Source organism: Microbispora sp. NPDC049633 (genome assembly GCF_040675265.1).
In the GTDB taxonomy this organism is placed as follows: Bacteria; Actinomycetota; Actinomycetes; order Streptosporangiales; family Streptosporangiaceae; genus Microbispora; species Microbispora maris.
Map to the genome: position 1 here is coordinate 1 of NZ_JBFAOO010000124.1, position 22,139 is coordinate 22,139.

Below are 22,139 nucleotides of genomic sequence, written 5' to 3' on the forward strand. Positions count from 1 at the left end.
GGTGGTGCCGTCCGGCGGAGAGGTGGTGCCGTCCGGCGGGAAGGTGGTGCCGTCCGGCGGGAAGGTGGTGCCGTCCGGCGGGAAGGTGGTGCCGTCCGGCGGTGATCCGGTGGCCGTGCTGCGTCCCTACGGCGGCGGCCCCCTGCGCCCGGCCGCGCCGCTCGTCGCGGACACCCGCGTGCGCCTGTCGAGGTTCGCCGTCGCGGCGCCGGAGGACGGCAGGCTCGTGGTACGCGCGCCCCGCAGTCCCCTCGGGGTCGAGCTCGCCCCGGCCGCCGCCCCGCTGCTCGGCCTGCTCGCGGACTGGACGACCCCGGCCGCGCTCGTCTGCCCCGGCCTGCCGGCCGGGACCACGGCGGCGGTGCTCGGCCTGTTCGCCGACGCCGGGCTGCTGGTGCGGCCGACGCCGGAGGGGGAGGACCCCGAGCGTGGCACCGCACCGCTCGCCCAATGGTCGCCGGCCGACCTGTGGCTGCACACCCGCACCCGGGAACCACGCACGACCGGGCGTTACGGCGGCACCTATCCCCTGAAGGGCGTGTGGGATCCGCTGCCGGTGGCGCCGGACGCCTTCCCCGGTCCCCGGATCGCCCTGGAGCCTCCGGACCTGGACGCGATCGCGAAGACCGATCCCGGTCTCACCGAGGTGCTGGAGGGCCGCCGCTCGATCCGCGAGCACGACGCCGCCGCCCCGATCACCCGGGACCGCCTGGGCGAGCTGCTCTACCGTACGATGCGCCAGCGGCGCACGTTCACCGGTGAGGACGGCCAGGAGCTGGCCGACCGGCCCTATCCGTCCGGAGGCGCCGTCCACGAGCTGGAGGTCTACCCCCTCGTCGTCTCCTGCGAGGGCCTGGAGCCCGGGCTGTGGCACTACGCCGCCCACGCGCACGCCCTGGAACGGGTGGCCGATCCCGGCCCGGCGACCCGCACCCTGCTCGACCGGGCCAGGTCGGCGGCCATGATGACCGAGGACCCCCAGGTCCTGCTGATCGTGACGGCCCGCTTCGGCCGGGTGATGTGGAAGTACGAGACCATCGCGTACTCGCTGATCCTCAAGCACGTCGGCGTGCTGTACCAGACCTTCTACCTCGTGGCCACGGCCATGGGCCTGGCGGTCTGCGGGCTCGGCGGCGGGGACGCGGCGGAGTTCGCCGCGGCCAGCGGCCTCGACCCGCACGCGGAGGGCAGCGTGGGCGAGCTCGTGCTCGGCAGCAGGCCGGGTGCCGCGGCGGGGACGCCGCCGGAATGGCCGACGGGGGTGCCGGCGTGAAGTTCCGGTACAAGGCCCTGCAGCGGATGCGGGAGCCCGACGAGCTCGACTCCCCGACCCTGCTCGCCTCTCCGCGCGGCTGGATCGCCACGTTCGTCGTGCTGATCGTGGTCGTCGCCGCGGGGGCGTGGTCGTTCGTCGGCCGGTTGCCGGTCACCGTCACCGCCAAGGGGCTGCTGACCCGTCCGGCGGGCACCGCCGAGCTGCAGAGCCCCTACACCGGGACCGTGCGGACCATGATGGTGAGCCCCGGCCTGCGGGTGACGCGTGGTCAGGCGGTGGCGGAGGTCCAGCGGGCCGACGGCACCGTGCGCACCGTGAGCAGCCCGTTCACCGGGGAGGTCGTCACCACGTCGGCGAGGGCGGGCGCGATGGTCCGCGAGGGCGACGGGCTGCTCGCCATGGAGCGGACCGACGATCCCCACGACCGCCTGGTCGCGATGCTGTTCGTGCCGGGCGACCACGCGCTCGGCATCGCCCCCGGCCGTACGGTCGACCTCGCGGTCGCCGACGCCCCGCCCGGTGTGTTCGGGCTGCTGCGCGGCACGGTGACCTCGATCAGCCCCTACCCCCTTATGGCGGAGGGCGTCGCCGGTCTCGTCGGCGGGGACCTCGCGGCCCGCGGCTACGTCACCGCGCAGCCGCCCCGCCTGGTGGTCGTCGACCTCCTCCCCGACGCGGCGACCCCCTCCGGCTACTCCTGGACGACCGAGACCGGTCCCCCGACGAGGCTGCGGTCGCAGGTCACGGTGACGGGCACGGTCACGCTCAGCAGCCAGACCCCCTTCAACCTGCTCCTCGGACGCTGAGAAGGAGACGGATGAGCCAGGTCACGGCGCCCCGCGCCGACAGCCAGCCGCCCCGCGCCCCGCGCGGGCGCACTCGTGCCCGAAGGGGCGGCAGGCGCGGGAGCACCCCGACCGTCATCCAGATGGAGGCCGTCGAGTGCGGGGCGGCCGCCCTCGCCATGGTCCTCGGCCACTACGGCAAATTCGTGCCGTTGGAGGAGCTGCGGGCCGCCTGCGCGGTGTCCCGCGACGGCGCGAAGGCGTCGAGCGTGATCGCCGCCGCACGCAAGTACGGGCTGGAGGCCAAGGGCTTCCAGATGGAGCTGGACGACCTGCGTGACGTCGTCAAACCGGCGATCATCTTCTGGGCGTTCCAGCACTTCATGGTGGTCGAGGGCATCCGCACCCGGTTCGGCAGGCAGGCGGTGGCGGTCAACGACCCCGCGAGCGGACCTCGCCTGCTCGACTGGGACGAGTTCGACTCGGGGTTCACCGGCATCGTGCTGACCTTCGAGCCCGGGCCCGGTTTCCGGCCCGGCGGCCGCCCCACCCGGGTCGCCGAGGCGCTGCTGTCGCGCCGCCTGTCCTCCGGCCGGGCGCTGCCGCTGGTGCTGCTGGCGAGCCTGCTGCTGGTCGTGCCCGGGATCGTCGCGCCGGCCTTCAGCCGGGTGTTCATCGACAGCATCCTCACCGGCCGCAATCCCGGCTTCATCCTGCCGCTGCTGCTGGCGATGTCGATGACCGCCCTGGCGATGTTCGTGCTGACCTCGGTCCAGCGGCACTACCTGCTGCGGATGGAGATACGGATGGGGCTGGTCAGCTCCGCCCGTTTCTTCCGGCATCTGCTGCGCCTGCCGGTGGAGTTCTTCCTGCAACGCAGGCCCGCCGAGGTCGCCAGGCGGGTGTCGGCCAACGACTCGGTCGCCGAGATCCTGTCCAGGGATCTGGCGATCACCGTCGTCAACCTCGTCCTGGTGCTCTTCTACGCGGTCGTCCTGATCCGGTACGACCTGCTGCTCGGCCTCATCGGCGTGGGCATGGCGCTGCTCAACATCGTGGTCCTGCGGCAGGTGTCGAGGGCCAGGACCGACGCGGTCGCCGCCCTGCGGGCCGACCTCGGCAACCTCACCTCGGCCACCTTCAACACGCTGCAGCTCGTGGAGACCGTCAAGGCCACCGGCGCCGAGCCCGGCGCGTTCCAGAGATGGGCGGGTTTCCTGGCCAAGGCCGTGACCGCCCGGCAGCGGCTGGGCGTGCCCAGCGCGGTCATCACGGTCGTGCCGCCACTGCTCGCCGGGGTCAACAGCGGGCTCATCCTGCTCGTCGGCGGCCTGCGGGTGGTGGACGGCGCGGTCAGCGTCGGCCTGCTGGTGGCCTTCCAGAGCCTGCTCGGCTCGCTGTCGCGGCCGGTCACCCAGCTCACCAACCTCGGCGGGCGCCTCCAGGACATCTCGGCCGACATCACGCGCCTGTACGACGTGGAACGCCACCCCCGTGCGCCCGTCTTCGACCGCGAGGACAGGCCTCTGGGCAGCCGCCTCGACGGGTCGATCACCTTCCAGGAGGTGACGTTCGGCTACAACCCGCTGGCCAAGCCCGTGATCAGGCAGGTGTCGTTCTCGGTGGTGCCCGGCCGCCGGGTGGCGATCGTGGGGAGCTCGGGAAGCGGCAAGTCGACGATCGGCAAACTAGCGGCTGGGCTGTACGGGCCGGCGTCGGGCCGGGTGCTGCTCGACGGGCGTGACCGCCAGGAGATCTCGCGGACCGAGCTGGCGGCCTCGATCGCGTACGTGGACCAGGACATCTCGCTGTTCGAGGGCACGGTGCGCGACAACCTCACGCTGTGGAGCGACGACGTCTCCGACGAGGTCGTCACCGCCGCGCTGCACGACGCGGCCATCTTCGACGTGATCTCCGCCCGCCCCGGCGGGCTCAACAGCGGGGTGCGCGAGGGCGGGCGCAACTTCAGCGGCGGACAGCGCCAGCGGATGGAGCTGGCCAGGGCGCTGGCCGCGCAGCCGACCCTGCTCGTCCTCGACGAGGCCACCAGCGCGCTGGACCCGGAGACGGAGCGGGTGATCGCCGACAACCTGCGCCGCCGGGGATGCGCCTGCCTGATCATCGCTCATCGGCTGTCGACCGTACGGGACGCCGACGAGATCCTCGTGCTGCACGAGGGCGAGGTGGTGGAGCGCGGCGTGCACGAGGACCTGGTGCGACTCGGCGGGCACTACGCGCGGCTGATCGAGAACGCCCGGACGGGCGGCGAGGGAGCGGACCAGTGAGCGTCTCGACCGTGGCGGAATCCCCGGCGTTCTCGTCGTTCTTCACCGACGCGGCCACGCCCGTGGACTACTCGGCCGACCGGCTGCTCGTGCTCGCCGACCTGCGCGAGGTGCTGCTGGTCGAGCACGGCGCGGTCGACCTGTTCGCCGTACGCCTGGAGAACGGCAGGCCGGTCGGCAGATGGAACTACCTGTGCCGGGTGCGGCAGGGCGCTCTGCTGCTCGGCTCGCCCCGGGGACCCAGGCACAGCATCGTCGGGCGGCCGGTGCTCGGCACCCGCGTGTCGCGCCTGCCGCTCGCCCGGCTGGAGGGCCTGTCGGCGCGGCGCGTCCACGGCCCGTCCGAGTCGGGCAAGGCGGTCCGCGCGCTGCCCACCCGCGATTACGGCCTGGCGGTGCGCGAGTTCGTGCGGGGCCTGGACGCCGGGGTGGTGGCGCTCGCCACGTCGATTCGCGACACGCTGCCCCCGCGCGACTTCGTCCCGCTGGTGCCGCACGAGCCCGTCGTCGTCCGCGAGGGCGAGGCGGTCCGTTCGGTCGACGGCGTCCAGTGGATCACCGTCGAGGAAGGCGTGATCGAGATGCCCGAGGGCGTCGCCGGTCAGCTCAGCGCGGGCAGCGAGGTCTGCGTCACCGAGCGGGACTGGCTCGTGGCGCTCGGCCCGGCCCGGCTGCGCGCCCGGTCGACCCTCGACCTGCTCGGCGAGGGCGCGCTGTGGCACCGGTGGGTCGAGTACACCACCCGCTTCCTCTACATGATCGACCGGCGGGTCGAACGCCGGAACTCCGCCGAGCTGAAGGTGCTGACGAGCCGGGCCGAGCGGGGCGGGGACGTGCTGCGCGCCACCGCCCGCGGGTTCGACACGCTGGTGCGCGACACCGAGGCGCGGGTCCGCCTCGCCGACGTGGCGGGGGATCCGCCCGCACTGGCCGCCGCGCGCCTGGTGGACTCGCACGCCGGCTTCTCGGTGACCGCGCCCCCGCCGGGAGGGACGCACGGCGGCCGGATCGATCCGCTCCAGGCCATCGCGCTCGCCTCCGGCGTGCGCACCCGCAGGATCAGGCTGGACGACCGCTGGTGGCGGCGGGACATCGGGCCGATGGTGGGCTACCGCGCCGCCGACGGGGCGCCGGTGGCGCTGCTGCCCATCGGGTCGCGCTACGTCATGGCCGCGCCGGGGGAGGACCGCGTCACCCCGGTCACGGCGGAGGCGGCCGGCACTCTGACCCGGCACGCCGACGTGCTGTACGAGCCGCTGCCGCCCACCGTCACCGGCGTGGGCGGGCTGCTGCGGTTCGGGCTCGCCAAGAACCGCAAGGACCTGTGGACACTGCTCAGCCTGGGCACGCTGGTGGCCCTCATCGGCCTGCTGGTGCCCGCCATGACCGGCCTCGTGCTCGGCACGTACGTGGCCAGGGCCGAGCGCGAGATGATCGTGCAGGGCGCGCTGCTGGTGATCGCGGGCTCGCTCGTGGCGGCCGCGCTGTCGGTGGTGCAGAACTTCGCCGCGCTGCGTATCGAGGGCAGGTCGTCGGCCCGGCTGCAGGCGGGCGCGTGGATGCGGCTGCTGTCGCTGCCGGCGACGTTCTTCACCGGTTTCTCCACCGCCGAACTGGGCACCACGGTCCTCGGTGTCAGCGCGGTGCAGGAGACGTTGTCCGGCGTCATGACGACGGCGGCCCTCGGCCTGTTCGCCGGCCTGGCCAACCTCGCGCTCGTCTACTTCTACGACGTGGGGCTGGCGCTGATCGCGACGGCGCTCGTGCTGGCCGGAGTGCTCGTGTGCGCGGTCGCCGGCGGTTTCGAGGTGCGCCTGCAGCGCCGGCTCTACACCCACGAGCAGCGGCTGTCGTCACGGGTCTTCCAGCTTCTGACGGCGGTGCCGAAGCTGCGGGTGGCGGCGGCCGAGGACCGGGCCTTCGGGGTCTGGTCGTCGGAGTTCCTCAGGGCGCGCAGCGTCGGCGTGTCCGCCCGACGGGTGCAGAACTTCGTCACGACCTTCAACGCCGGTTTCCCGCTGGTCGCATCGGTCGTCGTCTTCGCCGTGGTGGCCGGGCCGATGCTCGGGAAGGTGCCGGTTCCCGCGTTCCTGGCGTTCTTCGCCGCGTTCAACCTGCTGCTGGCCTCGGTGCTGCAGTTCACCGGCGCGGCGATCACGGCGATGAACGTGGTGCCCATGCTGGAGCGGCTGCGGCCGATCCTGGCGGCCGAGCCGGAGGAACACACGGGCAAGGCCGACCCGGGCGAGTTGTCGGGCCGGATCGAGCTGTCGCGGGTGTCCTTCCGGTACGGCGAGGACGGGCCGCTCGTCCTGGACGAGGTGGACGTGTCGATCGAGCCCGGTGAGTTCGTCGCGATCGTCGGCCCGACCGGCAGCGGCAAGTCGACGATCCTGCGGCTGCTGCTGGGCTTCGAGTCGCCGAGCTCAGGAACGGTGCTGTACGACGGTCAGGACCTGCACGAGCTGGACATCGGCGCGGTGCGCCGCCAGTGCGGGGTGGTCCTGCAGAACAGCGCGCTGCTGGCCGGCGACATCAAGACCAACATCATCGGCAGCACCGATCACACGGTCGACGACGCGTGGGACGCCGCCGGCATGGCGGGCATCGCCGACGACATCGCGAGCATGCCGATGGGCATGCACACGGTGTTGTCGGAGGGCACCAACACGCTGTCGGGCGGGCAGCGGCAGCGCATCATGATCGCGCGCGCTCTCGTCTCGCACCCCCGCATCGTGCTCTTCGACGAGGCGACCAGCGCGCTGGACAACCCCACCCAGAAGATCGTCACGGAGAGCACCCGCCAGCTCAACGCCACCCGGGTCGTGATCGCCCACCGGCTCTCGACGATCAGGGACGCCGACAGGATCGTGGTGCTCGACCGCGGGCGCGTCGTCCAGCAGGGCAGGTACCACGAGCTGCTGGAGGACTCCGGCGGGTTGTTCGCCCGGCTGGCCCGCCGGCAGATCTGACGGTCGCCGAACGTGCGCCGCCGGCGGACCCGGGGGTCCGCCGGCGGTGTCCGTGTGCCCAGTAGCGGGGGCTCAGTAGCGGGGGCTCAGTAGCGGGGCTTGCGGCTCATCGCGATGGCGACGATGAGGAACACCACGCCGAGCCCGCCGTACACGAAGGCGTGGGTGGTGGCGGGCGGCTTCACGCTGGCGTTGGCGACGGCCAGCCCGAGGCCCACAAGGGCGCTGATGTAGCAGAAGATCGCCAGGAAGATCTTCCAGAAGGGGCTCATGACGTACTCCGTTCGGATTCGGCGGGACCACCCGGTGCGGTCCCGGCGACGACGAGGCCGAGCAGCATGACCCAGGCGTCGGGGTCGGCGCGGAAACGCCGCCACCGGTCGGCCGCCAGGGCGAGCTCGGGCAGGGACAGGGCCCCGGAGGCGACCAGCGGCGCCAGCCGCTCCGGCCCCATGTGGGGGGCGAACGCCTCGGTGGGGCGGTCGTCGTTGGTGGTGGCGAACGGCCGCAGCACCACATCGCGGAAGCCCGCGCGGCGCAGGATCCGGGTGAGCTTGCGGCCGATCAGCCGGTCGCCTCCGGCCTGGCGCTGCGCCCCGGCCATGCGGCCGTGGACGCCGGCCAGTTCCGGATACATCGGGTCGGCCAGGCCCCACAGCATGCTGTCCACCTCGATGACGACCAGCCGTCCGCCCGGCCGCAGCACCCGCAGGGCCTCGGCCACCACCGCCGCGGGATCGGCCACGTGCTGCAGGACGTACCGGAGCAGGACGGTGCCGACCGCGCCGTCCGCCAGCGGCAGCCGCACGGCGTCGCAGCCCATCAGGGGGACCCGGGCGTCCGCCGCGTGCGTCAGCAGCGCGGTGTCGATGTCGGCGGCCACGATGGGCAGGTCCGGCAGCGCGGCCCGCAGTCGCCGGGTGACGGCGCCCGAGCCCGCGCCGAGCTCCAGCAGCGGCGCGGGGACGCCGACGTCGCGCAGGACCCGCAGCTCCTCGTCGAAGGAGAGCTCCGCCTGGGCCTCCAGCCGCGCCAGCTCGCCGGACAGGCCCCCGGCGGTCGTCGTGGCCGGGTCGTAGGAGCCGGCGCTCACCCCGCTCGCCCCGCTCATCGGGGCCTCGGGACCATCAGCATGCCGTGCCGGGGGCGCAGCGTCACGAGGGCCTCGGGCTCGACGGGGAAGCCGGGGACGAGCTCCGGGCGCACGCCGCGCAGCAGCACGGCGAGCACGAGGGTGGCCTCGACCATCGCGAAGTGGCGGCCCACGCACACCCGCGGGCCGCCGCCGAAGGGGAGGTACTGGTGCCCCGCGTGGGTGTGCTCGGCCGTGAACCGGTCCGGTGCGTACGTCTCCGGGTCGTGCCAGTACCGCGGATCCCGGTGGAGTACGTACGGGCTGACGCACACGAGCGTGCCGGGCGGTATCGGGTAGCCGCCGACGACGTCGGCCTCGACCGAGCGCCGGGAGATGAGCCACACGGGCGGGTAGAGCCGCATGGCCTCCTTGATCGCCCGCTGGCAGGCAGTCAGCCGGGGCAGGTCGGCCGCGGTGGCGGTCCGGTCCCCGCCCAGCACCTCGTCCACCTCCGCGCGGACCGCCCGCGCGGCGTCGGGGTGACGGTCGAGGAGATAGAGCGTCCAGGTCAGGGCCTTGGCCGTGGTCTCGTGCCCGGCCATGACGATCGTCAGCACCTGGTCGCGCAGGTCGGTCGCGGTCATCGCGTGCCCCGAGGCCAGCATCGCGCCGAGCAGGTCGTCGCCCTCCTGGCCGGTGGCCCGCCGGGCGGCCACGATCGCCCGTGTGACACCGTCGAGGAACGCCTTCGCCCGGCGGAACCCCTCCCTGCCGCCGCCCTCGGACGAGGGATCGAAGTGGCCGATGAAGCGGTTGACCTCGTCCACCGCCCGTCCGAAGCCGTCCCCGACGCCCGCGATGTCGGCGCCGAGCATGGCCCGTGCGAGGACGGTGAGCGTGAGGGCGGTCAGGTCGTGGTCGACCCGGACCGCCGTGCCCTCCTCGCCGGCCCGCCGCCACCGCTCGGTCAGGGCGGCCGCGGCGTCGGTCATGATCTGGTCGAACCGCTCGACCTCGGTCGGGCGGAAGGCCGGGGCGATCATCTTGCGCTGCCGGGCCCACTCCTCGCCGCCGCTGGTCAGCAGGCCGTTGCCGAGCAGAGGACGCAGCATGTCGTCGTCGGGCGTGCGGTCCTTGGTGTAGTTGGCGCCGTTGTCCTTCAGCACGTGCCGGGCCAGGTCGGGCCGGTGCAGCATGTAGACCGGCCCGGTCTCCGTCTCGTGCCTGGTCACGTCGCCGTAGGCGGCCATCTTGGTGACGAAGCGCAGCGGGGCCTCGCGCATCGCGCGCAGACTCTGGGCGCCCTGCGGCCCCGGCGGCAGGGATACGTATCGATTATGCGTACCGGCCATGCCCACCCCCATTTTCGGTAATACGTATTCTCCGGGGAATTGCGCATGCGATTCGCGGTCAATACGTACCGGGTGATATTTCCTGATCGGAGCATAGTCTCCGTCGTGCACGGCCTCAATACTTATGTCCCGGCGCGAAAATTAAGTCTGTCCCGGACTTCCCGGCCGTGTAAGACTCCATTTTGAAAGCGGCGGGACACATCGCCGCGAAAAAGCCGGGAGGCTGGTTATGTCTTTGGACCCGAGGCAGCGCGCGGAATTCGTGAACGCGTACACCCGCGTTCTGATCACGGCGTGGTCGAGTGAGGAATACTCGGCGCGGCTGGACTCCGACCCCCGCTCGGCCCTGGCCGAGTCCGGTCTGGAGCTGCCCGCGGGAGCCGAGGTCGTGCTCGTCCGCAACATCCCCGAAGGTCACCACGACAGCAACATCGACGTACAGGTCGCGCTGTGGGAGCGGGGTCTCGAGACGGGCCGCTTCGAGCTGCACATCCCCGAGACGCCGCAGGTCGACATGGCCGAGCTGAACGAGGGCGACCTCGACTCCATCGCGGCCGGCGTGTCCTCGCCCGACTCGATCGACATCAACTGCTGCTGCTGCCCCTGCTGCTGCTGCACCTGACATCCACGACCCACTCGGAGGACCAGGCCATGTCCACGGTCGCCGACCAGGCGAATCCCGTCCACGTGCGCTCCCTGCGCAAGCGGTACGGTCCGGTGAACGCGGTCGAGGAGGTGGACCTCGACGTGCGGAGCGGCGAGGTGTTCGCCCTCCTCGGGCCGAACGGCGCCGGCAAGACCACCACGGTGGAGATCCTGGTGGGCGTTCGCCGGCGGACCTCCGGCGACGTGCGCGTCCTCGGCCGCGACCCGGCCGAGGACGCGCCCGAGTGGCGCGCCAGGATCGGCGTCGTCCCCCAGACGACGGGGGCGTACACCGACCTGACCGTACGCGAGGTGGTCGAGCACTTCGCGTCGTTCTACGCCGCGCCGCTGCCGGTGGCCGAGGTGATCGACATGGTCGGCCTCGGCAAGCAGGCGCGCAAGCAGGCGCAGACGCTGTCCGGCGGCCAGGCGCGGCGGCTCGACGTCGCGGTCGGCGTCGTCGGAGACCCTGATCTGATCTTCCTGGACGAGCCGACGACGGGGCTCGACCCCGTCGCCCGCCGGGAGGCGTGGGACCTCGTCCGCTACTTCACCGGCCGGGGCAAGACCACCGTGCTGACCACTCACTACCTGGACGAGGTCGAGGCGCTGGCGCAGCGCGCGGCCGTCATCGTCAACGGCCGGGTCGTCGAGTCGGGCCCGGTGACGGAGCTGGGCGGCCGGCGCGCGACGCCCGCGGCGGTGAGCTTCGCCAGGACGGACGGGCTCGGCGCGGGCCTGCCCGCGCTGCCGGACGACGCCGTGGTGGAGGAGGCGGAAGGTCTGGTCGTCGTGCGTACGCACCATCCCACCGAGGCCATGGCCGCGCTGCTGCCCTGGGCGGCCGCCTGCGGCGTCCGCGAACTGCCGGACCTGCGCATCCACCGGCCGTCGCTGGAGGAGATCTACCTGGATCTCATCCGGAGCAACCAGGAAGGCGGTGTCGTGTGATGAGCGCTCCCAACGCGGCCCTCACCCAGGAAGGCGGCGCGGTGGTGCTCGATCCCGTCCGCTCCGCCGTATGGCGGGCGGCCGTCTCGCGGTCGTCGGTCGAGCTCAAGTCGTTCTTCCGCAACCGGCAGTCGCTGGTCTTCACCCTGCTGCTGCCCGTCGTGCTGCTGGTCGTCCTCGGCTCCATCTTCTCGGGGACCGTGCCCGGCACCCACACCGACTTCAAGCAGATGTTCATCGCGGGCATCATCGCCTGCGGCGTGATGAGCGTCAGCTTCAACGGGCTCGCCATCAGCATCGCGATCGAGCGCGACACCGGGATGATCCGCAGGCTGGCCTCCAGCCCGATGCCGAAGTCCGCCTACTTCGTCGGCAAGGTGGCGAGGGTGGCCGTGACCGGCACCCTGGAGACACTGCTGCTGCTGGCCGTCGGCGTGCTGGCGTTCGGGCTGCCGCTGCCCTCGACCGCCGCCCGCTGGGAGACGCTCGTGTGGGTGCTGCTGCTCGGGGCCGTGGCCTGCACGCTGCTGGCCGTGGCCTTCAGCTCGGTCATCCCCAACGCCCGCTCGGCGTCGGCCATCGTCACGCTGCCGTTCCTGGTGCTGCAGTTCATCTCGGGGGTGTTCTTCCCCTACAGCCAGCTGCCGTCGTGGATGCAGACGGTGGCGGCGCTGTTCCCGCTCAAGTGGATGACCCAGGGGTTGCGCTCGGTGTTCCTGCCGGGCGACTTCGCCCGTGTCGAGCCCGCGGGCGTGTGGGAGCTCGACCGAGTCGCGCTGGTGCTGGCCGCTTGGTGCCTGGCCGGGCTCGCGCTGAGCTTCCTGACCTTCCGCTGGCGTGGGCCGAACGTCCGCTGACCACCCCTCCGATCAGGAGAGCCGGATCCGGAACTCGCCCAGCCGCCGCGGCACGAGCACGGGCGCCCAGGCCGGCGGGTCTCCGTCCGCGCGGATCGCGGGGAAGCGTCCGGCCAGGCCGCGCAGCAGCAGCGCGCCCGCCTGCCGGACGAGGGGCGCGCCCAGACAGAAATGGGTGCCGGCGCCGAAGGCGAGGTGGGGATTGGGAGACCGGGTCAGCACCAGGTCGCCGGGGCGGTCGAAGACGTCCGGGTCCCGATTGGCCGCCGCGACCACCGCGAGCACCCGCGCACCGGCGGGGATCACCGTGTCCCCGAAGGACACCTCGGCGGTCGTCACCCTCGCCGTGAAGGGAATCGGCGCCTCCAGCCGCAGCAGCTCGTCGACCGCCGTACGGGCCAGGTCGTCGCCGCCGTCGCGCAGGGCGGCCACCGCCTCGGGACGGGGCAGCAGCCAGAACAGCGCGTTGCCCACCATCTCGGCCAGCGGGCGCCAGCCGCCGACGACGGCCAGCGAGAGGATGCCCAGCATCTCCGGCCGGGTCAGCCGCTCGTCCGCGGCCAGCCGCGCGATCGACCCGCCGGGCCCGCGCGCCACGTGCGCGTCGAGGAAACGGGTCAGCTCGCCCATGGCCGCGCGGCCCTCCCGCGCGGCCTGGGGCCCCGCCAGCGGGTCGAGGTTGACCGAGGCCCGCCGCGCCAGGTCCGCGAAGGCCGCCTCGTCCTCGCGTGGCAGCAGCAGCGTCCGGGCCAGCACGCCGGTCGCGAACGGCTCGCCGAGGTCCCGGGTGACCTCGGCCGCGTCCGCGAGCCCGTCGAGCAGCCCGTCGACGACGGCGGCGATGTCGCCGTCGAGCTCGCGCACCGCGGCGGGTCCGAGCAGGGCCATGCCGGGGGCGCGCAGCCGGTTGTGGTCAGGGGGGTCGGTGGTCAGCATCGAGGCGGGCAGGTCGTCGTCCCGCACCCGCTCGCGCTGGCCCAGGGCCGCCGAGAACCGGGGATCCTTGAGCGCGCTCGCGCAGTGCTCGTGGGCCGTCAGCAGCCACATCCGGGACGTCACGTCGAAGTGCACCGGGTCGTTGGCCCGCAGCCAGTCGTACGCGGGGTACGGGTCGGACCTGCCGGCCGGCGAGAACGGATGGGCCAGACCGGCGGGAAGCCGGCGGAGAGCAGTCATCGGCGGTCCCTCGGGGCTGAGGACACAAGATCACGGCATCGCCACGCTACTACAGGGCGGCCGTCATCGGGATCAATGCGAGCAACTGCTGACCGATCGGGCATACGGGAGGCTGCGATGCGGGTCGATGTAGTGGTCGTCGGCGCGGGGGTGAGCGGGCTGGCCGCGGCGCGGCGATTGAGCGACGCCGGGCTGGCCGTCGCCGTGGTCGAGGCCAGGGACCGTGTCGGAGGACGGGTGCGCACGCACCGGCCGGGCGACGGCGAGCCGGCCCTTGAGCTCGGCGCCCAGGTGGTCCACGGCGACCGCAATCCGGCCTGGGACGTGCTGGAACCGGACGCGGCCGAGCCGGTCAGCCCGGGCCGGGCGCTCGTCGCGACGGCGGGCCGGGTGCTGCCGCTCGGCGTGCTCGCCCGGCTGGGCGACCCGCCGTGGGCCGTGGAGCAGAGCCTGCTGGAAGGGCTGCCGGACGGGCAGGGGGAGGACGTGCCCGCGGCCGGGCGGCTCACCCGCGGCGACCAGGCCGAGTGGCTGCGGCAGAACTGGGCGGCCGACCCGGAGTCGCTCAGCACGGCGGGCATGGCGGCGGGACGCCGCGCCGACGACGTCGGCGAGGGCCGCTTCGCCGTTCGCGGAGGGTTCGACCGGCTGCCCGGCACACTGGCCCGCGGGCTCGACGTGCACTGCGCAAGCCCGGTCAGGAGCATCACCTGGTCGCGCGGCCGGGTGGAGGCCCGCCTCGACGGAGGCGCGGTGACGGCCGCGGCGGCCGTGGTGACCGTGCCCCCGCCCGTCGTCGCCGGCGGGGCTCTCGCGATCGCGGACCTGCCGGCCCGCAAGCGTGCGGCGGCCGAGTCGCTGCGCCTCGGCGACGCGTGGTGCGGGGTGCTCACGCTCTCCCGGCCCGCCCCGGAGTCGGCCGTCGTGTTCGACGCCGAGGGCGGCCTGGGATTCGTGACCTCCGTCGCAGGCAGCACACGGGTCCTGGTGGTGGCCAAGGCCGGGGCCGCCGCGCGGGCCCGCGCGGCGGCGCGCGAGGGACCTCCCCCGCTGGGCCGGGTGCTGCCCTGGGCCGGGGACGCGCGGCCCGAGCATCTCGAGGCGGCCGACTGGGGCGCGGACGCCTGGGCGACGGGGGCGTTCACCTATCCCCGCGTCGGCGCCCTGTGGGCGCGGGCGGCGTGGGCGGAACCGGTGAGCGGAACGGTGTTCTTCGCGGGCGAGGCCACGGCGGCCGGCGTCCCGATGGTGCAGGCGGCGATGGCCAGTGGAAGGCGCGCGGCCGGAGAGGTCCTGGAGGCGGTAGGGCGATGAGCGTTGCGGTGCACACAGGCTGGTATCTGCTGGCGTTCGAGGAGGAGCTGGCCGAGGGACTGACGCCCCTGCGGCTCGGCGGGCGCAGGCTGCTCGCCGTACGGGACGAGGCGGGTGTCCGGGTGTTCGACGGGCTGTGCCCGCACCGGGGGGCGGCGCTCGGTCACGGCGGCAAGCTGGACGGCGACTGCGTCATCTGCCCCTTCCACGGCAAGCGGGTGGCGCTGGGGGACACGGCCAGGCGCTGGTCGGTCGCCGAGTACGCCGTCGAGCGGGCGGGCGCGGCGGTGTTCGTGCGGCTGTCCGCCGACGACGACCGGGGCTTCCAGCGGACCATCAAAGAGGTGGCGGACGGCAACCTGGTCGTCGGCGCGGTGATCCAGCCGGTGGCGGTCCCCTCGGAGTACGTGGTGGAGAACGCCTTCGACGCGGAGCACTTCCACCAGGTCCACCTCGTGCCGCGCGTGATCGGCATGCGCGTCGCGCCCGGCCCCGACGGCGAGCTGGCGATCGAGGGGGAGTTCCGCACCAAGGCCCCGCCGTGGGAGCGGGAGCGCCGCCTCGACTTCGCCTCCCGGTTCTACGCCCGGGCCTTCAGCCCCAGCCTCGTGGTGACGGAACTGGGCACCGCGGACGCGCCGTACACGATCATCACGGGCGCCGTGCCGACCTCCGAAGGCTGCGTCGGGCGGGTCGCCATCGCGCTGCCGCCGGAGCGGGCCGAGGCGCTCGACGCGCTGGTCCACGGCGCGCGGTACGCCTTCGAGCAGGACCGCGTCGTCTGGGACCATCTCGATCCCGGCGCGCCGCAGCGGTACGACGCCGGCGATCGGCCCGTGCTGGCCTTCCGCCGATTCTGCGCCACCTTCGGCGCCGTCGCGCCTCCCGGAGCCTCCGCCACGACCGGGACGGGGGGAGCGGCGTGATGCGGGTGCACGCGAGCGGCGGCGGCCCGGCGGTGCTGTGGATCCACGGCTACACGATGGACTCCTCCACCTGGCGCGATCTGTGGGCGCTGCTGCCCGGCAGACGGCACGTCGGCGTGGACCTGCCCGGTCACGGCGGGTCGGGCCCGATGCCGCCGGGGACGACGCTGCCGGGCCTGGCCGCCGAACTCGCGGCCGTCGCGCGGGCGGAGGGGGCGCACGACGTCGTCGCCCTGTCTTTCGGGTCGCTGGCCGGGATCCAGCTCGCCATCGACGCCCCCGACGTCGTACGACGTCTCGTCGTCGGCGCGCCCACCATCGCCGGCGCCCCCAGCGAGGCGGGGACGGCCCCGCGCTACCGCGAGCTGATGGCCCTGCGGCGGATCGGCGCCGACGGCGCCACCCTGGCGGACGTGTGGATGTCCTCGCCGCCCGACATCTTCCGCGGCACCCAGGCGCATCCCCGGCTGCGGGCGAGCCTGCGGTCGGTCATCGCCAGGCACGGCTGGGACGAGCTGCGCACGGGCGCGATGGCGGCCTTTCACCGGCACACGCACACCGACCAGGCGCTCGGCGCGATCCGGGCCGACACGCTGGTCCTCGTCGGCGACGCCGAGATGCCGACGTTCGCGGCCAACGCCGAGCGGCTGGGCGCGGTCGTGCCCCGGTGCCGGGTGGCGCGGATGGCCGACGCGGGCCACCTGTGCATGATCGAGCGCCCGGAGGCCGCCGCGCGGCTCATCCGGCCCCACCTGGAAAGGAGCCGAGACGGTGCCGAGGCGTGAGACGTACGCGCAGGGCGCGCCCTGCTGGGTGGACTACATGGCGGCCGACCCCGAGGGCGCCCGCGACTTCTACGCGGGCCTGTTCCGCTGGACGTTCGATGAGCCCGAGGAGTACGGCTACCGCCTGGCGCGGCGGGGCGGGGAGGTCGTCGGCGGGTTCGGCCGGGTGCCGCAGGGGCGGGGGATGACGGCCGCCTGGAACACCTACCTGGCGGCGAAGGACGCCGAGGCGGTGGCGGGGCGGGTGGCGGCCCTGGGCGGCACCGTGGTGTTCGGACCGCTCGGCGCCGGCGCGAACGGGCGGTTCCTGTTCGCGGTCGACCCGGCGGGCGCGTCGGTCGGTTTCTGGCAGGGCCACTGGGCGGAGGGCATCGTGCTGGTCGACGAGTCCGGCGCGACCTGCGGCCACGAGCTGTGGACGGCCGACCCCGCCGCCGCCCGCGTCTTCTACGCCGGGCTCTTCGGCGAGGAGACGCCGCATGGGCAGGAGGTGCTCGGGACGCCGCACGGGCAGGAGGCGCTCGGGACGCCGCACGGGCAGGAGGTGCTCGGGGCGTCGCCGCAGTGGGTGTCCTACTTCCTCGTGGACGACGTGCCCTCGGCGGCCTCGGCCGCCGAACGGGCGGGCGGCAGCGTGGCCGGGCAGGGGCACGACGGCCGCGAGGCGGTGCTGCGCGACCCCTGGGGCGCGCTGTTCGGCGTCAGGGACGGCCGCCCACGCTGAGGGACGGCCGCCCCACGCTGAGGGACGGCCGCCTCCGCTTAGGGACGGCCGGCCCCGCTCCGCGGGCGGAACCAGATGAAGAAGGCGGCCACGAGGAGCGCCCCCACGACCACGACGACCGCGCCCACGGTCTTGTCGATCATCAGTGACACGACGACCGCGATCGCGTACACCAGCGGCACGATGAGGCGGATGTTGCGCAGTCCCATGACGGCTCCCCGAGGGAAAAGAATTCGGCGAACGCATCATCGGGCATTTGCGGTGGGCCGTCCAGGGTGATTCCGGTTGTTACGCATCCGGATCGCGGGGACGTACGTATGCGTATTTCCGCCGTCGTCAGATATGCAGGCCGGGCCGCAGCACGAGCAGATAGAACGCGACCACCGCGGCATAGGCGAGAAACGCCCACACGGGCAGCCGCCAGTCGGTTTCCGTCCTCTCCCGTCGTTCGTACGGCCGGCCCGCATTGGGCGTCATGAATCCGACCAGCGCCATTCCCGGCCCCCAGCAGCCGAGGATGCCGTAGAAGACCACCTCGAGGTCGCCGCCGAGAGCGGCGGGAACCAGCAGCACCAGGCCCAGGAAGTAGGGGACCCACAGGCGGGTCACGGCCGCCTTGCGGTCGCGCGGGGTGTCCAGCGGCACGCTCGCGGGCAGCGAGTCGAGGTACATCCGGCTGAGCGGCCGGGTGACCAGATAGAGCAGAGCCATTCCGGCCGCGGCGACGAGGAACTGGACGGCGACGGGCACGTGGTAGAGCCGGGCCAGGACGCCGGTGTCGCCCGGTGCGAGCAACGGCATGACCACCAGGTAGCCCAGGAACGCGGCGACGCCGGTCATCGCCAGCCACATCAGCAGCAGACGGGGATAGGAGGGCCCGCGGCGGCGGTACAGCGCCCAGCAGACGAGCCCGGTGACGAGGCTGCCGACCGGGCCCGCGGCGGCCACCAGAGCCTCCTGCGCCCGTTCCGCCGAGGGCACGTGCACCTCGACGAACTGGCCGATGGCAGGATGGAATCCCAGTGCGCGGGCGGCCAGCGCGTGCGACCCTTCGTGCAGGAACACCTCGACCAGTTGTGCCGTGGCGTACGACAGGGCGAGCGGCCCCCAGGCGGCGCGGAGGGAGGCGGTGCGCGGAGCGGCGGCGTCCGGCCGGGCCGCCGGGATCTCGGGGGTGCGCGTCACCCTGTCATGGAAGCAGAACCCGGGCACCCGGTCCAAGCGCTTTCCCGCAGATTGGAATTTTATTCCAATAAGGCTGGAACTTGTTCTAGTGCTATGTCCGTCTGACTCCGCTGTCTTACCTGCGGTTATCGACGTCGTGTCACCGGGCGGATGCGAAGTCTCACCGGCGGGTAAAGGGAACTAGAAACCCGCCAGCAGCCGCTCGGCGGCGATCTCGATGCGGTGCTGGATCTGTTCGTAGGTGCGCCGTCCACGCAGCATCTCCAGCAACTCCTGCACCCAGACGCCCGCCAGGGAGCCGGTGAGCGCGAGCTGGTCGTCCGCGGGGATGTCCACCGTGCGGCCGTCGGTGGCGACGCGGAGCAGCAGGCTGGCCATCCGGTCGCCGAACGGCGCCTCCACCTCGGCCATGATCAGGGAGCGGATGAGCGCGTCGGCGAGTTCCGGCTCGCGCATCAGGCCCCGTGTGGCCCGCATCAGCACGTCGACGGCGCGGCCGGCCGGGTGCGCGGCGGTCGGCGGACGCCTTTCCATGCTGGATTCCAGCAGGTCGATCTCCTCGCCGACCACCGCCACGACCAGGTCCATCTTCGAGGGGAAGTAGCGGTAGAGCGTTCCCAGGGCGACGCCGGCGCGCTCGGCGACCGTGCGCATCTGCATCGCCTCGACGCCTCCGCGGGAGGCCAGGGCGGCCGCAGCCTGGACGATGCGCCGGCGCCGTTGGTGCTGGCTCCGGGTGCGGACCCCGGGAGTCGTCGGGGCCGGATGGCCGCCCACGCCGGAGGTGCCTTCGGGGAGCGGTGGCGGAGCGTCGGCGAGTGCATGCGAAGTGCGCATAGGAACACGTTATCTGATTTCCGCTCCTTCCGGATGGTTACTCGCCAGTCACAAAAGGCGCTGACGGGTATATGACCGTTGTGTTTCCCCCGCGTGTCGCCGCCGGTTCCCCGGTCGCCCTATGGACAGATATTAGAATCCGTTCTAGTTTCCGGTTTGGGGTGGTGTCTCGCCCCCAGGCACATCCGTGGAACACGCGGGAGGTCCGGTGGACTTCGATCTCGACGAGACCCATGCGGAGTTGCGCGCGCTGGCCGCGTCGGTGCTGGACCGGGAGGCGGACCAGGCCAGGCTCGAGGCGCACGAGCGCGGCGGCCGGCCGTACGACGCGGGGGCGTGGAAGGCGCTGGCGCAGGCGGGCCTGCTCGGCGCGTGCCTGCCGCCCGAGGCGGGGGGAGCCGGGCTCGGCCCGCTCGCGGCGGCGGTGATCCTGCGGGAGGCGGGAGCCCGCGTCGCGCCGGTCCCCGCGCTGCCCGGCCTGATCGCCGCGCTGACCGTCGCCGGGCATGGTTCCGACGCCCAGCGGCGGGCACTCGCGCCGTTCGCCGAGGGGGAGGAGGTGCTGACCGTCGCCTTTCGCGCGGCGGGGGCGGGCCCGGGCGACCCGCCGGCGGTGATCGCCGAGGAGGGAAGGCTCACCGGACGGCCCGGGATCGTCCCGTACGCCGCCGAGGCGTCGGCCATCCTCGTGCCCGCCCGGTCCGGCGGCGGCTTCGGGCTGTATCTGGTCCGGCCCGGGGACGCGCGACTGCTGCCGGTCACGTCGCCGGCCGGGGAGCCCTCGGCCGCGGTCGTCCTGGAGGACACGCCGGGCGAGATGGTGGGGGAGGCGGGCGAGGCGGGTGCCGCGGGCGCGGCGGGTGGCGCGGCCGTCGCCGCGTTGCGGCTGAACACCCAGGCGGCCGTGACCGCGACCGCCTCCGGAGTCCTGGCCGGCGCGCTCGCGCTCACCAAGGGCCACATCGCCACGCGCAGGCAGTTCGGCCGGGTGCTCGCCGAGTTCCAGGCCGTGACCATGCAGATCGCCGACGTCTACATCGCCTCACGCGCGCTCGACGTGGCGATGTGGACGGGAGTGTGGCGGCTGACCGAGGGGCTGCCCGCGGAGCGGGACCTGGCCGTCGCCGCCCGCAACGCGGCCGGGGACGCCGTGCGGGCGCTCTACACCTGCCAGCACCTGCACGGCGGCATCGGCCTCGACCTGACCTATCCGCTGCACCGCTACTTCGCCCTGGGCACGCACCTCGCCCACCTGCTGGGCGGGGAGCAGGCCCAGCTCGACCTGATCGGAGCCCTGGTCTGATGTTCATCGACCTGACGGCGGAGCAGCGGCGGCTCCGCGACGAGCTGCGGGACTACTTCGCGACCTGCCTGACCGGCGAGCAGCGCGCCGAGATCGCCCGGGACCCGTTCGGCGAGGCGTACATGGCGCACTGCCGCAGGCTGGGCCGTGACGGCAAGCTCGGCCTGGGGTGGCCCGAGGAGTACGGCGGGGGCGGCTACGGCCCGGTCGAGCAGCAGATCTTCGCCAACGAGGTGACCCGGGCGGAGGTGCCCTATCCGTTGATCACGCTGCAGACGGTCGGTCCGACGATCATGCAGTACGGCACGGACGCCCAGAAGGAGTTCTTCCTGCCGCGCATCCTGGCCGGAGAGTGCCACTTCGCCGTCGGCTACAGCGAGCCGGAGGCGGGCACCGACCTGGCCTCGCTGCGGACGACGGCGGTGCCGGACGGCGACCACTACGTGGTGAACGGGCAGAAGGTGTTCACCTCGGGCGCGCACCACGCCGACTACGTCTGGCTGGCCGCGCGCACCGATCCGGCGGCGAAGAAGCACCGCGGCATCACCATGATGATCGTCGACTGCGCGGACCCCGGGTTCTCCTGGACGCCGATCATCACGATGGACGGCCGCCACCACACCAACGCGACGTACTACTCGGACGTACGCGTCCCGCTCGACATGGTCGTCGGCGAGGTGAACAAGGGCTGGGACCTGATCGTCAGCCAGCTCAACCACGAGCGCGTGACGCTCGGGCCGGCCGGCAACATCGGGCACACCCTCGACCGTTTCACCCGCTGGGCGAAGACCGGCCGGAGCCGCGACGGCGCGCCGCTGTGGGAGCACCCCGGCGTACGGCGGGCCGTCGCCGAGGTGTACGTCTACTTCCGCACGAACGAGCTGCTGAACTGGCAGGTCGCGGCACTGATGGACCTCGGCTGGCTGGGCGCGCCCGACGCGTCGGCCACCAAGATCTACGCCTCCGAGCGGATGCAGGAGGTCGGCCGCATCGTCGGCGACACGCTGGCCCGCTTCGGCGACCCGTACGACGAGGAGACCCGGGACCTGGCCGAACGGGTGGACCGGGGCGTCAAGGGCGCGCTCGTGCTCACCTTCGGCGGCGGGGTCAACGAGGTGCAGCGCGAGCTGATCGCGATGCTCGGCCTCGGCCTGCCCAAGCCTCCCCGCTGACGCGTTCCCCCTTCGGGCGAGTGACGATCACTGCACGAAGTAGAAGACGGCCAGCGCGATGACCAGGCAGATCAGGATGCCGACGACCTCCCACAGCCAGTCGTAGTGCCGGTCGCCCTTGGCGCGCCGGCCCTTGCTCGCGCCGCTGCCGTCGCCGGACGGCTTGCCGGCGTGCCTGCGGCCCGTACGCCGGGGGGCGGGGGGCAGCGGAGCGGAGACCGCCGCGGCGACCGGGTGGACCAGGATGTCCGCCTCCGTCCCGAACGTGTGGGCGGCGCGCTCGTCGTCCCCCTCCGACGGCGGCCCGTCCGGGACCTCGAAAGCCGGCGGGAAGGCCGGCGGGAACACCGGGGCCTCCTCGGCGGCAGGAGCCGGGCCGACCGGTCCCGGCTGCGCGGGGGCCTCGGCGGCCGCGGTGAACTCGGCAGCCGCATTGGACTCGACAGGGGCGACAGGCTCCGCGGGCGCCATGGGCTCGGCAGGCGCCGTGGGCTCGGCAGCCGCAACGGGCTCGGCCTG

Annotated in this window: 20 protein-coding genes and 1 pseudogene; 13 read left to right on the plus strand and 8 right to left on the minus strand. The window is 73.3% G+C overall.

All coding sequences use genetic code 11. From position 1 onward, the window contains the following. The 4 genes from AB0J39_RS26745 to AB0J39_RS26760 all read left to right on the plus strand — a co-directional run. On the plus strand, positions 1–1,273 hold a 1,273-nt coding region (locus AB0J39_RS26745), incomplete at its 5' end, for a SagB family peptide dehydrogenase (RefSeq protein ID WP_363469313.1). Then, positions 1,270–2,082, plus strand: coding sequence for a DUF2118 domain-containing protein (locus AB0J39_RS26750; protein ID WP_363469315.1), 813 nt, complete (start codon positions 1,270–1,272; stop codon positions 2,080–2,082). The genes AB0J39_RS26745 and AB0J39_RS26750, both read left to right, overlap by 4 nt. Before the next feature lie 11 nt (positions 2,083–2,093). Next, entirely contained in the window at positions 2,094–4,346 is a 2,253-nt protein-coding gene (locus tag AB0J39_RS26755; RefSeq protein WP_363469317.1) for an NHLP family bacteriocin export ABC transporter peptidase/permease/ATPase subunit, read from the plus strand. Further along, on the plus strand, positions 4,343–7,318 hold the full coding sequence (locus AB0J39_RS26760) for an NHLP bacteriocin export ABC transporter permease/ATPase subunit (protein ID WP_363469319.1): 2,976 nt from the start codon (positions 4,343–4,345) through the stop codon (positions 7,316–7,318). Before AB0J39_RS26755 ends, AB0J39_RS26760 begins: the two co-directional genes overlap by 4 nt. 86 nt (positions 7,319–7,404) lie before the next feature. Here AB0J39_RS26760 and AB0J39_RS26765 read toward each other — a convergent pair whose 3' ends face one another. From AB0J39_RS26765 to AB0J39_RS26775, 3 genes are read right to left on the minus strand one after another with little or no spacing between them, the layout of a single operon-like run. Beyond that, complete coding sequence (locus AB0J39_RS26765) at positions 7,405–7,590, minus strand: hypothetical protein (protein WP_363469321.1); 186 nt, start codon at positions 7,588–7,590, stop codon at positions 7,405–7,407. Beyond that, the gene (locus AB0J39_RS26770) at positions 7,587–8,429 is read right to left on the minus strand and encodes a methyltransferase domain-containing protein (RefSeq protein WP_363469323.1); all 843 of its coding nucleotides are present in this window, start codon (positions 8,427–8,429) and stop codon (positions 7,587–7,589) included. The genes AB0J39_RS26765 and AB0J39_RS26770 overlap by 4 nt, the downstream gene beginning before the upstream one ends. Continuing rightward, the gene (locus tag AB0J39_RS26775) at positions 8,426–9,676 is read right to left on the minus strand and encodes a cytochrome P450 (protein ID WP_363469325.1); all 1,251 of its coding nucleotides are present in this window, start codon (positions 9,674–9,676) and stop codon (positions 8,426–8,428) included. The genes AB0J39_RS26770 and AB0J39_RS26775 overlap by 4 nt, the downstream gene beginning before the upstream one ends. Positions 9,677–9,974: 298 nt before the next feature. Here AB0J39_RS26775 and AB0J39_RS26780 point away from each other — a divergent pair, with 298 nt between their 5' ends. The 3 genes from AB0J39_RS26780 to AB0J39_RS26790 are packed head-to-tail and all read left to right on the plus strand — an operon-like array spanning position 9,975 to position 12,198. Next, positions 9,975–10,367: a hypothetical protein gene (locus AB0J39_RS26780; protein WP_346224481.1), complete on the plus strand. Its 393-nt coding sequence runs from the start codon at positions 9,975–9,977 to the stop codon at positions 10,365–10,367. Between the two features lie 29 nt (positions 10,368–10,396). Further along, complete coding sequence (locus AB0J39_RS26785; protein WP_363469327.1) at positions 10,397–11,341, plus strand: ABC transporter ATP-binding protein; 945 nt, start codon at positions 10,397–10,399, stop codon at positions 11,339–11,341. Beyond that, complete coding sequence (locus AB0J39_RS26790) at positions 11,341–12,198, plus strand: ABC transporter permease (protein ID WP_363469329.1); 858 nt, start codon at positions 11,341–11,343, stop codon at positions 12,196–12,198. The genes AB0J39_RS26785 and AB0J39_RS26790 overlap by 1 nt, the downstream gene beginning before the upstream one ends. A gap of 12 nt (positions 12,199–12,210) precedes the next feature. Here AB0J39_RS26790 and AB0J39_RS26795 read toward each other — a convergent pair whose 3' ends face one another. Beyond that, the gene (locus tag AB0J39_RS26795; RefSeq protein ID WP_363469331.1) at positions 12,211–13,374 is read right to left on the minus strand and encodes a cytochrome P450; all 1,164 of its coding nucleotides are present in this window, start codon (positions 13,372–13,374) and stop codon (positions 12,211–12,213) included. A 75-nt stretch (positions 13,375–13,449) separates the two neighbouring features. Between AB0J39_RS26795 and AB0J39_RS26800 the strand changes: the two genes are divergently transcribed. Genes AB0J39_RS26800 through AB0J39_RS26815 form a run of 4 tightly spaced genes read left to right on the plus strand, consistent with a single transcriptional unit; the run spans position 13,450 to position 17,123 of the window. Next, positions 13,450–14,688, plus strand: coding sequence for an FAD-dependent oxidoreductase (locus AB0J39_RS26800; protein WP_363469332.1), 1,239 nt, complete (start codon positions 13,450–13,452; stop codon positions 14,686–14,688). Next, a complete protein-coding gene (locus AB0J39_RS26805) occupies positions 14,685–15,614 on the plus strand; it encodes a Rieske 2Fe-2S domain-containing protein (protein WP_363469334.1) in 930 nt (309 codons plus the stop codon). The genes AB0J39_RS26800 and AB0J39_RS26805 overlap by 4 nt, the downstream gene beginning before the upstream one ends. Continuing rightward, positions 15,614–16,399: an alpha/beta hydrolase gene (locus AB0J39_RS26810; RefSeq protein ID WP_363469335.1), complete on the plus strand. Its 786-nt coding sequence runs from the start codon at positions 15,614–15,616 to the stop codon at positions 16,397–16,399. The genes AB0J39_RS26805 and AB0J39_RS26810 overlap by 1 nt, the downstream gene beginning before the upstream one ends. Then, positions 16,386–17,123 (plus strand): VOC family protein, encoded by a 738-nt coding sequence (locus tag AB0J39_RS26815; RefSeq protein ID WP_363469337.1) that lies wholly within the window; start codon positions 16,386–16,388, stop codon positions 17,121–17,123. The genes AB0J39_RS26810 and AB0J39_RS26815 overlap by 14 nt, the downstream gene beginning before the upstream one ends. A 38-nt stretch (positions 17,124–17,161) precedes the next feature. Here AB0J39_RS26815 and AB0J39_RS26820 read toward each other — a convergent pair whose 3' ends face one another. The 3 genes from AB0J39_RS26820 to AB0J39_RS26830 all read right to left on the minus strand — a co-directional run bounded on the left by AB0J39_RS26820 (position 17,162) and on the right by AB0J39_RS26830 (position 19,145). Then, on the minus strand, positions 17,162–17,332 hold the full coding sequence (locus AB0J39_RS26820) for a hypothetical protein (protein ID WP_346224490.1): 171 nt from the start codon (positions 17,330–17,332) through the stop codon (positions 17,162–17,164). A gap of 127 nt (positions 17,333–17,459) precedes the next feature. After that, positions 17,460–18,308, minus strand: coding sequence for a hypothetical protein (locus tag AB0J39_RS26825; RefSeq protein ID WP_363469339.1), 849 nt, complete (start codon positions 18,306–18,308; stop codon positions 17,460–17,462). Positions 18,309–18,488: 180 nt separating this feature from the next. Continuing rightward, the gene (locus tag AB0J39_RS26830) at positions 18,489–19,145 is read right to left on the minus strand and encodes a TetR family transcriptional regulator (RefSeq protein ID WP_363469341.1); all 657 of its coding nucleotides are present in this window, start codon (positions 19,143–19,145) and stop codon (positions 18,489–18,491) included. Between the two features lie 208 nt (positions 19,146–19,353). Here AB0J39_RS26830 and AB0J39_RS26835 point away from each other — a divergent pair, with 208 nt between their 5' ends. Then, the gene (locus tag AB0J39_RS26835) at positions 19,354–20,448 is read left to right on the plus strand and encodes an acyl-CoA dehydrogenase family protein (protein ID WP_363469343.1); all 1,095 of its coding nucleotides are present in this window, start codon (positions 19,354–19,356) and stop codon (positions 20,446–20,448) included. After that, complete coding sequence (locus AB0J39_RS26840; protein ID WP_363469345.1) at positions 20,448–21,620, plus strand: acyl-CoA dehydrogenase family protein; 1,173 nt, start codon at positions 20,448–20,450, stop codon at positions 21,618–21,620. Before AB0J39_RS26835 ends, AB0J39_RS26840 begins: the two co-directional genes overlap by 1 nt. A 27-nt stretch (positions 21,621–21,647) precedes the next feature. Here AB0J39_RS26840 and AB0J39_RS26845 read toward each other — a convergent pair. Beyond that, positions 21,648–22,139, minus strand: a pseudogene (locus AB0J39_RS26845) (hypothetical protein); the annotation flags it as partial.

What these genes read in the sequence shown, in the direction of transcription:
- AB0J39_RS26785 (WP_363469327.1), top strand. Translation starts at nt 10,397, where the DNA reads ATGTCCACGGTCGCCGACCAGGCGAATCCCGTCCACGTGCGCTCCCTG.
- AB0J39_RS26830 (WP_363469341.1), bottom strand. Translation starts at nt 19,145, where the DNA reads ATGCGCACTTCGCATGCACTCGCCGACGCTCCGCCACCGCTCCCCGAA.
- AB0J39_RS26765 (WP_363469321.1), bottom strand. Translation starts at nt 7,590, where the DNA reads ATGAGCCCCTTCTGGAAGATCTTCCTGGCGATCTTCTGCTACATCAGC.
- AB0J39_RS26755 (WP_363469317.1), top strand. Translation starts at nt 2,094, where the DNA reads ATGAGCCAGGTCACGGCGCCCCGCGCCGACAGCCAGCCGCCCCGCGCC.
- AB0J39_RS26770 (WP_363469323.1), bottom strand. Translation starts at nt 8,429, where the DNA reads ATGAGCGGGGCGAGCGGGGTGAGCGCCGGCTCCTACGACCCGGCCACG.
- AB0J39_RS26805 (WP_363469334.1), top strand. Translation starts at nt 14,685, where the DNA reads ATGAGCGTTGCGGTGCACACAGGCTGGTATCTGCTGGCGTTCGAGGAG.
- AB0J39_RS26790 (WP_363469329.1), top strand. Translation starts at nt 11,341, where the DNA reads ATGAGCGCTCCCAACGCGGCCCTCACCCAGGAAGGCGGCGCGGTGGTG.
- AB0J39_RS26800 (WP_363469332.1), top strand. Translation starts at nt 13,450, where the DNA reads ATGCGAGCAACTGCTGACCGATCGGGCATACGGGAGGCTGCGATGCGG.
- AB0J39_RS26775 (WP_363469325.1), bottom strand. Translation starts at nt 9,676, where the DNA reads ATGCGCGAGGCCCCGCTGCGCTTCGTCACCAAGATGGCCGCCTACGGC.
- AB0J39_RS26820 (WP_346224490.1), bottom strand. Translation starts at nt 17,332, where the DNA reads ATGGGACTGCGCAACATCCGCCTCATCGTGCCGCTGGTGTACGCGATC.
- AB0J39_RS26840 (WP_363469345.1), top strand. Translation starts at nt 20,448, where the DNA reads ATGTTCATCGACCTGACGGCGGAGCAGCGGCGGCTCCGCGACGAGCTG.
- AB0J39_RS26810 (WP_363469335.1), top strand. Translation starts at nt 15,614, where the DNA reads ATGCGGGTGCACGCGAGCGGCGGCGGCCCGGCGGTGCTGTGGATCCAC.
- AB0J39_RS26780 (WP_346224481.1), top strand. Translation starts at nt 9,975, where the DNA reads ATGTCTTTGGACCCGAGGCAGCGCGCGGAATTCGTGAACGCGTACACC.
- AB0J39_RS26795 (WP_363469331.1), bottom strand. Translation starts at nt 13,374, where the DNA reads ATGACTGCTCTCCGCCGGCTTCCCGCCGGTCTGGCCCATCCGTTCTCG.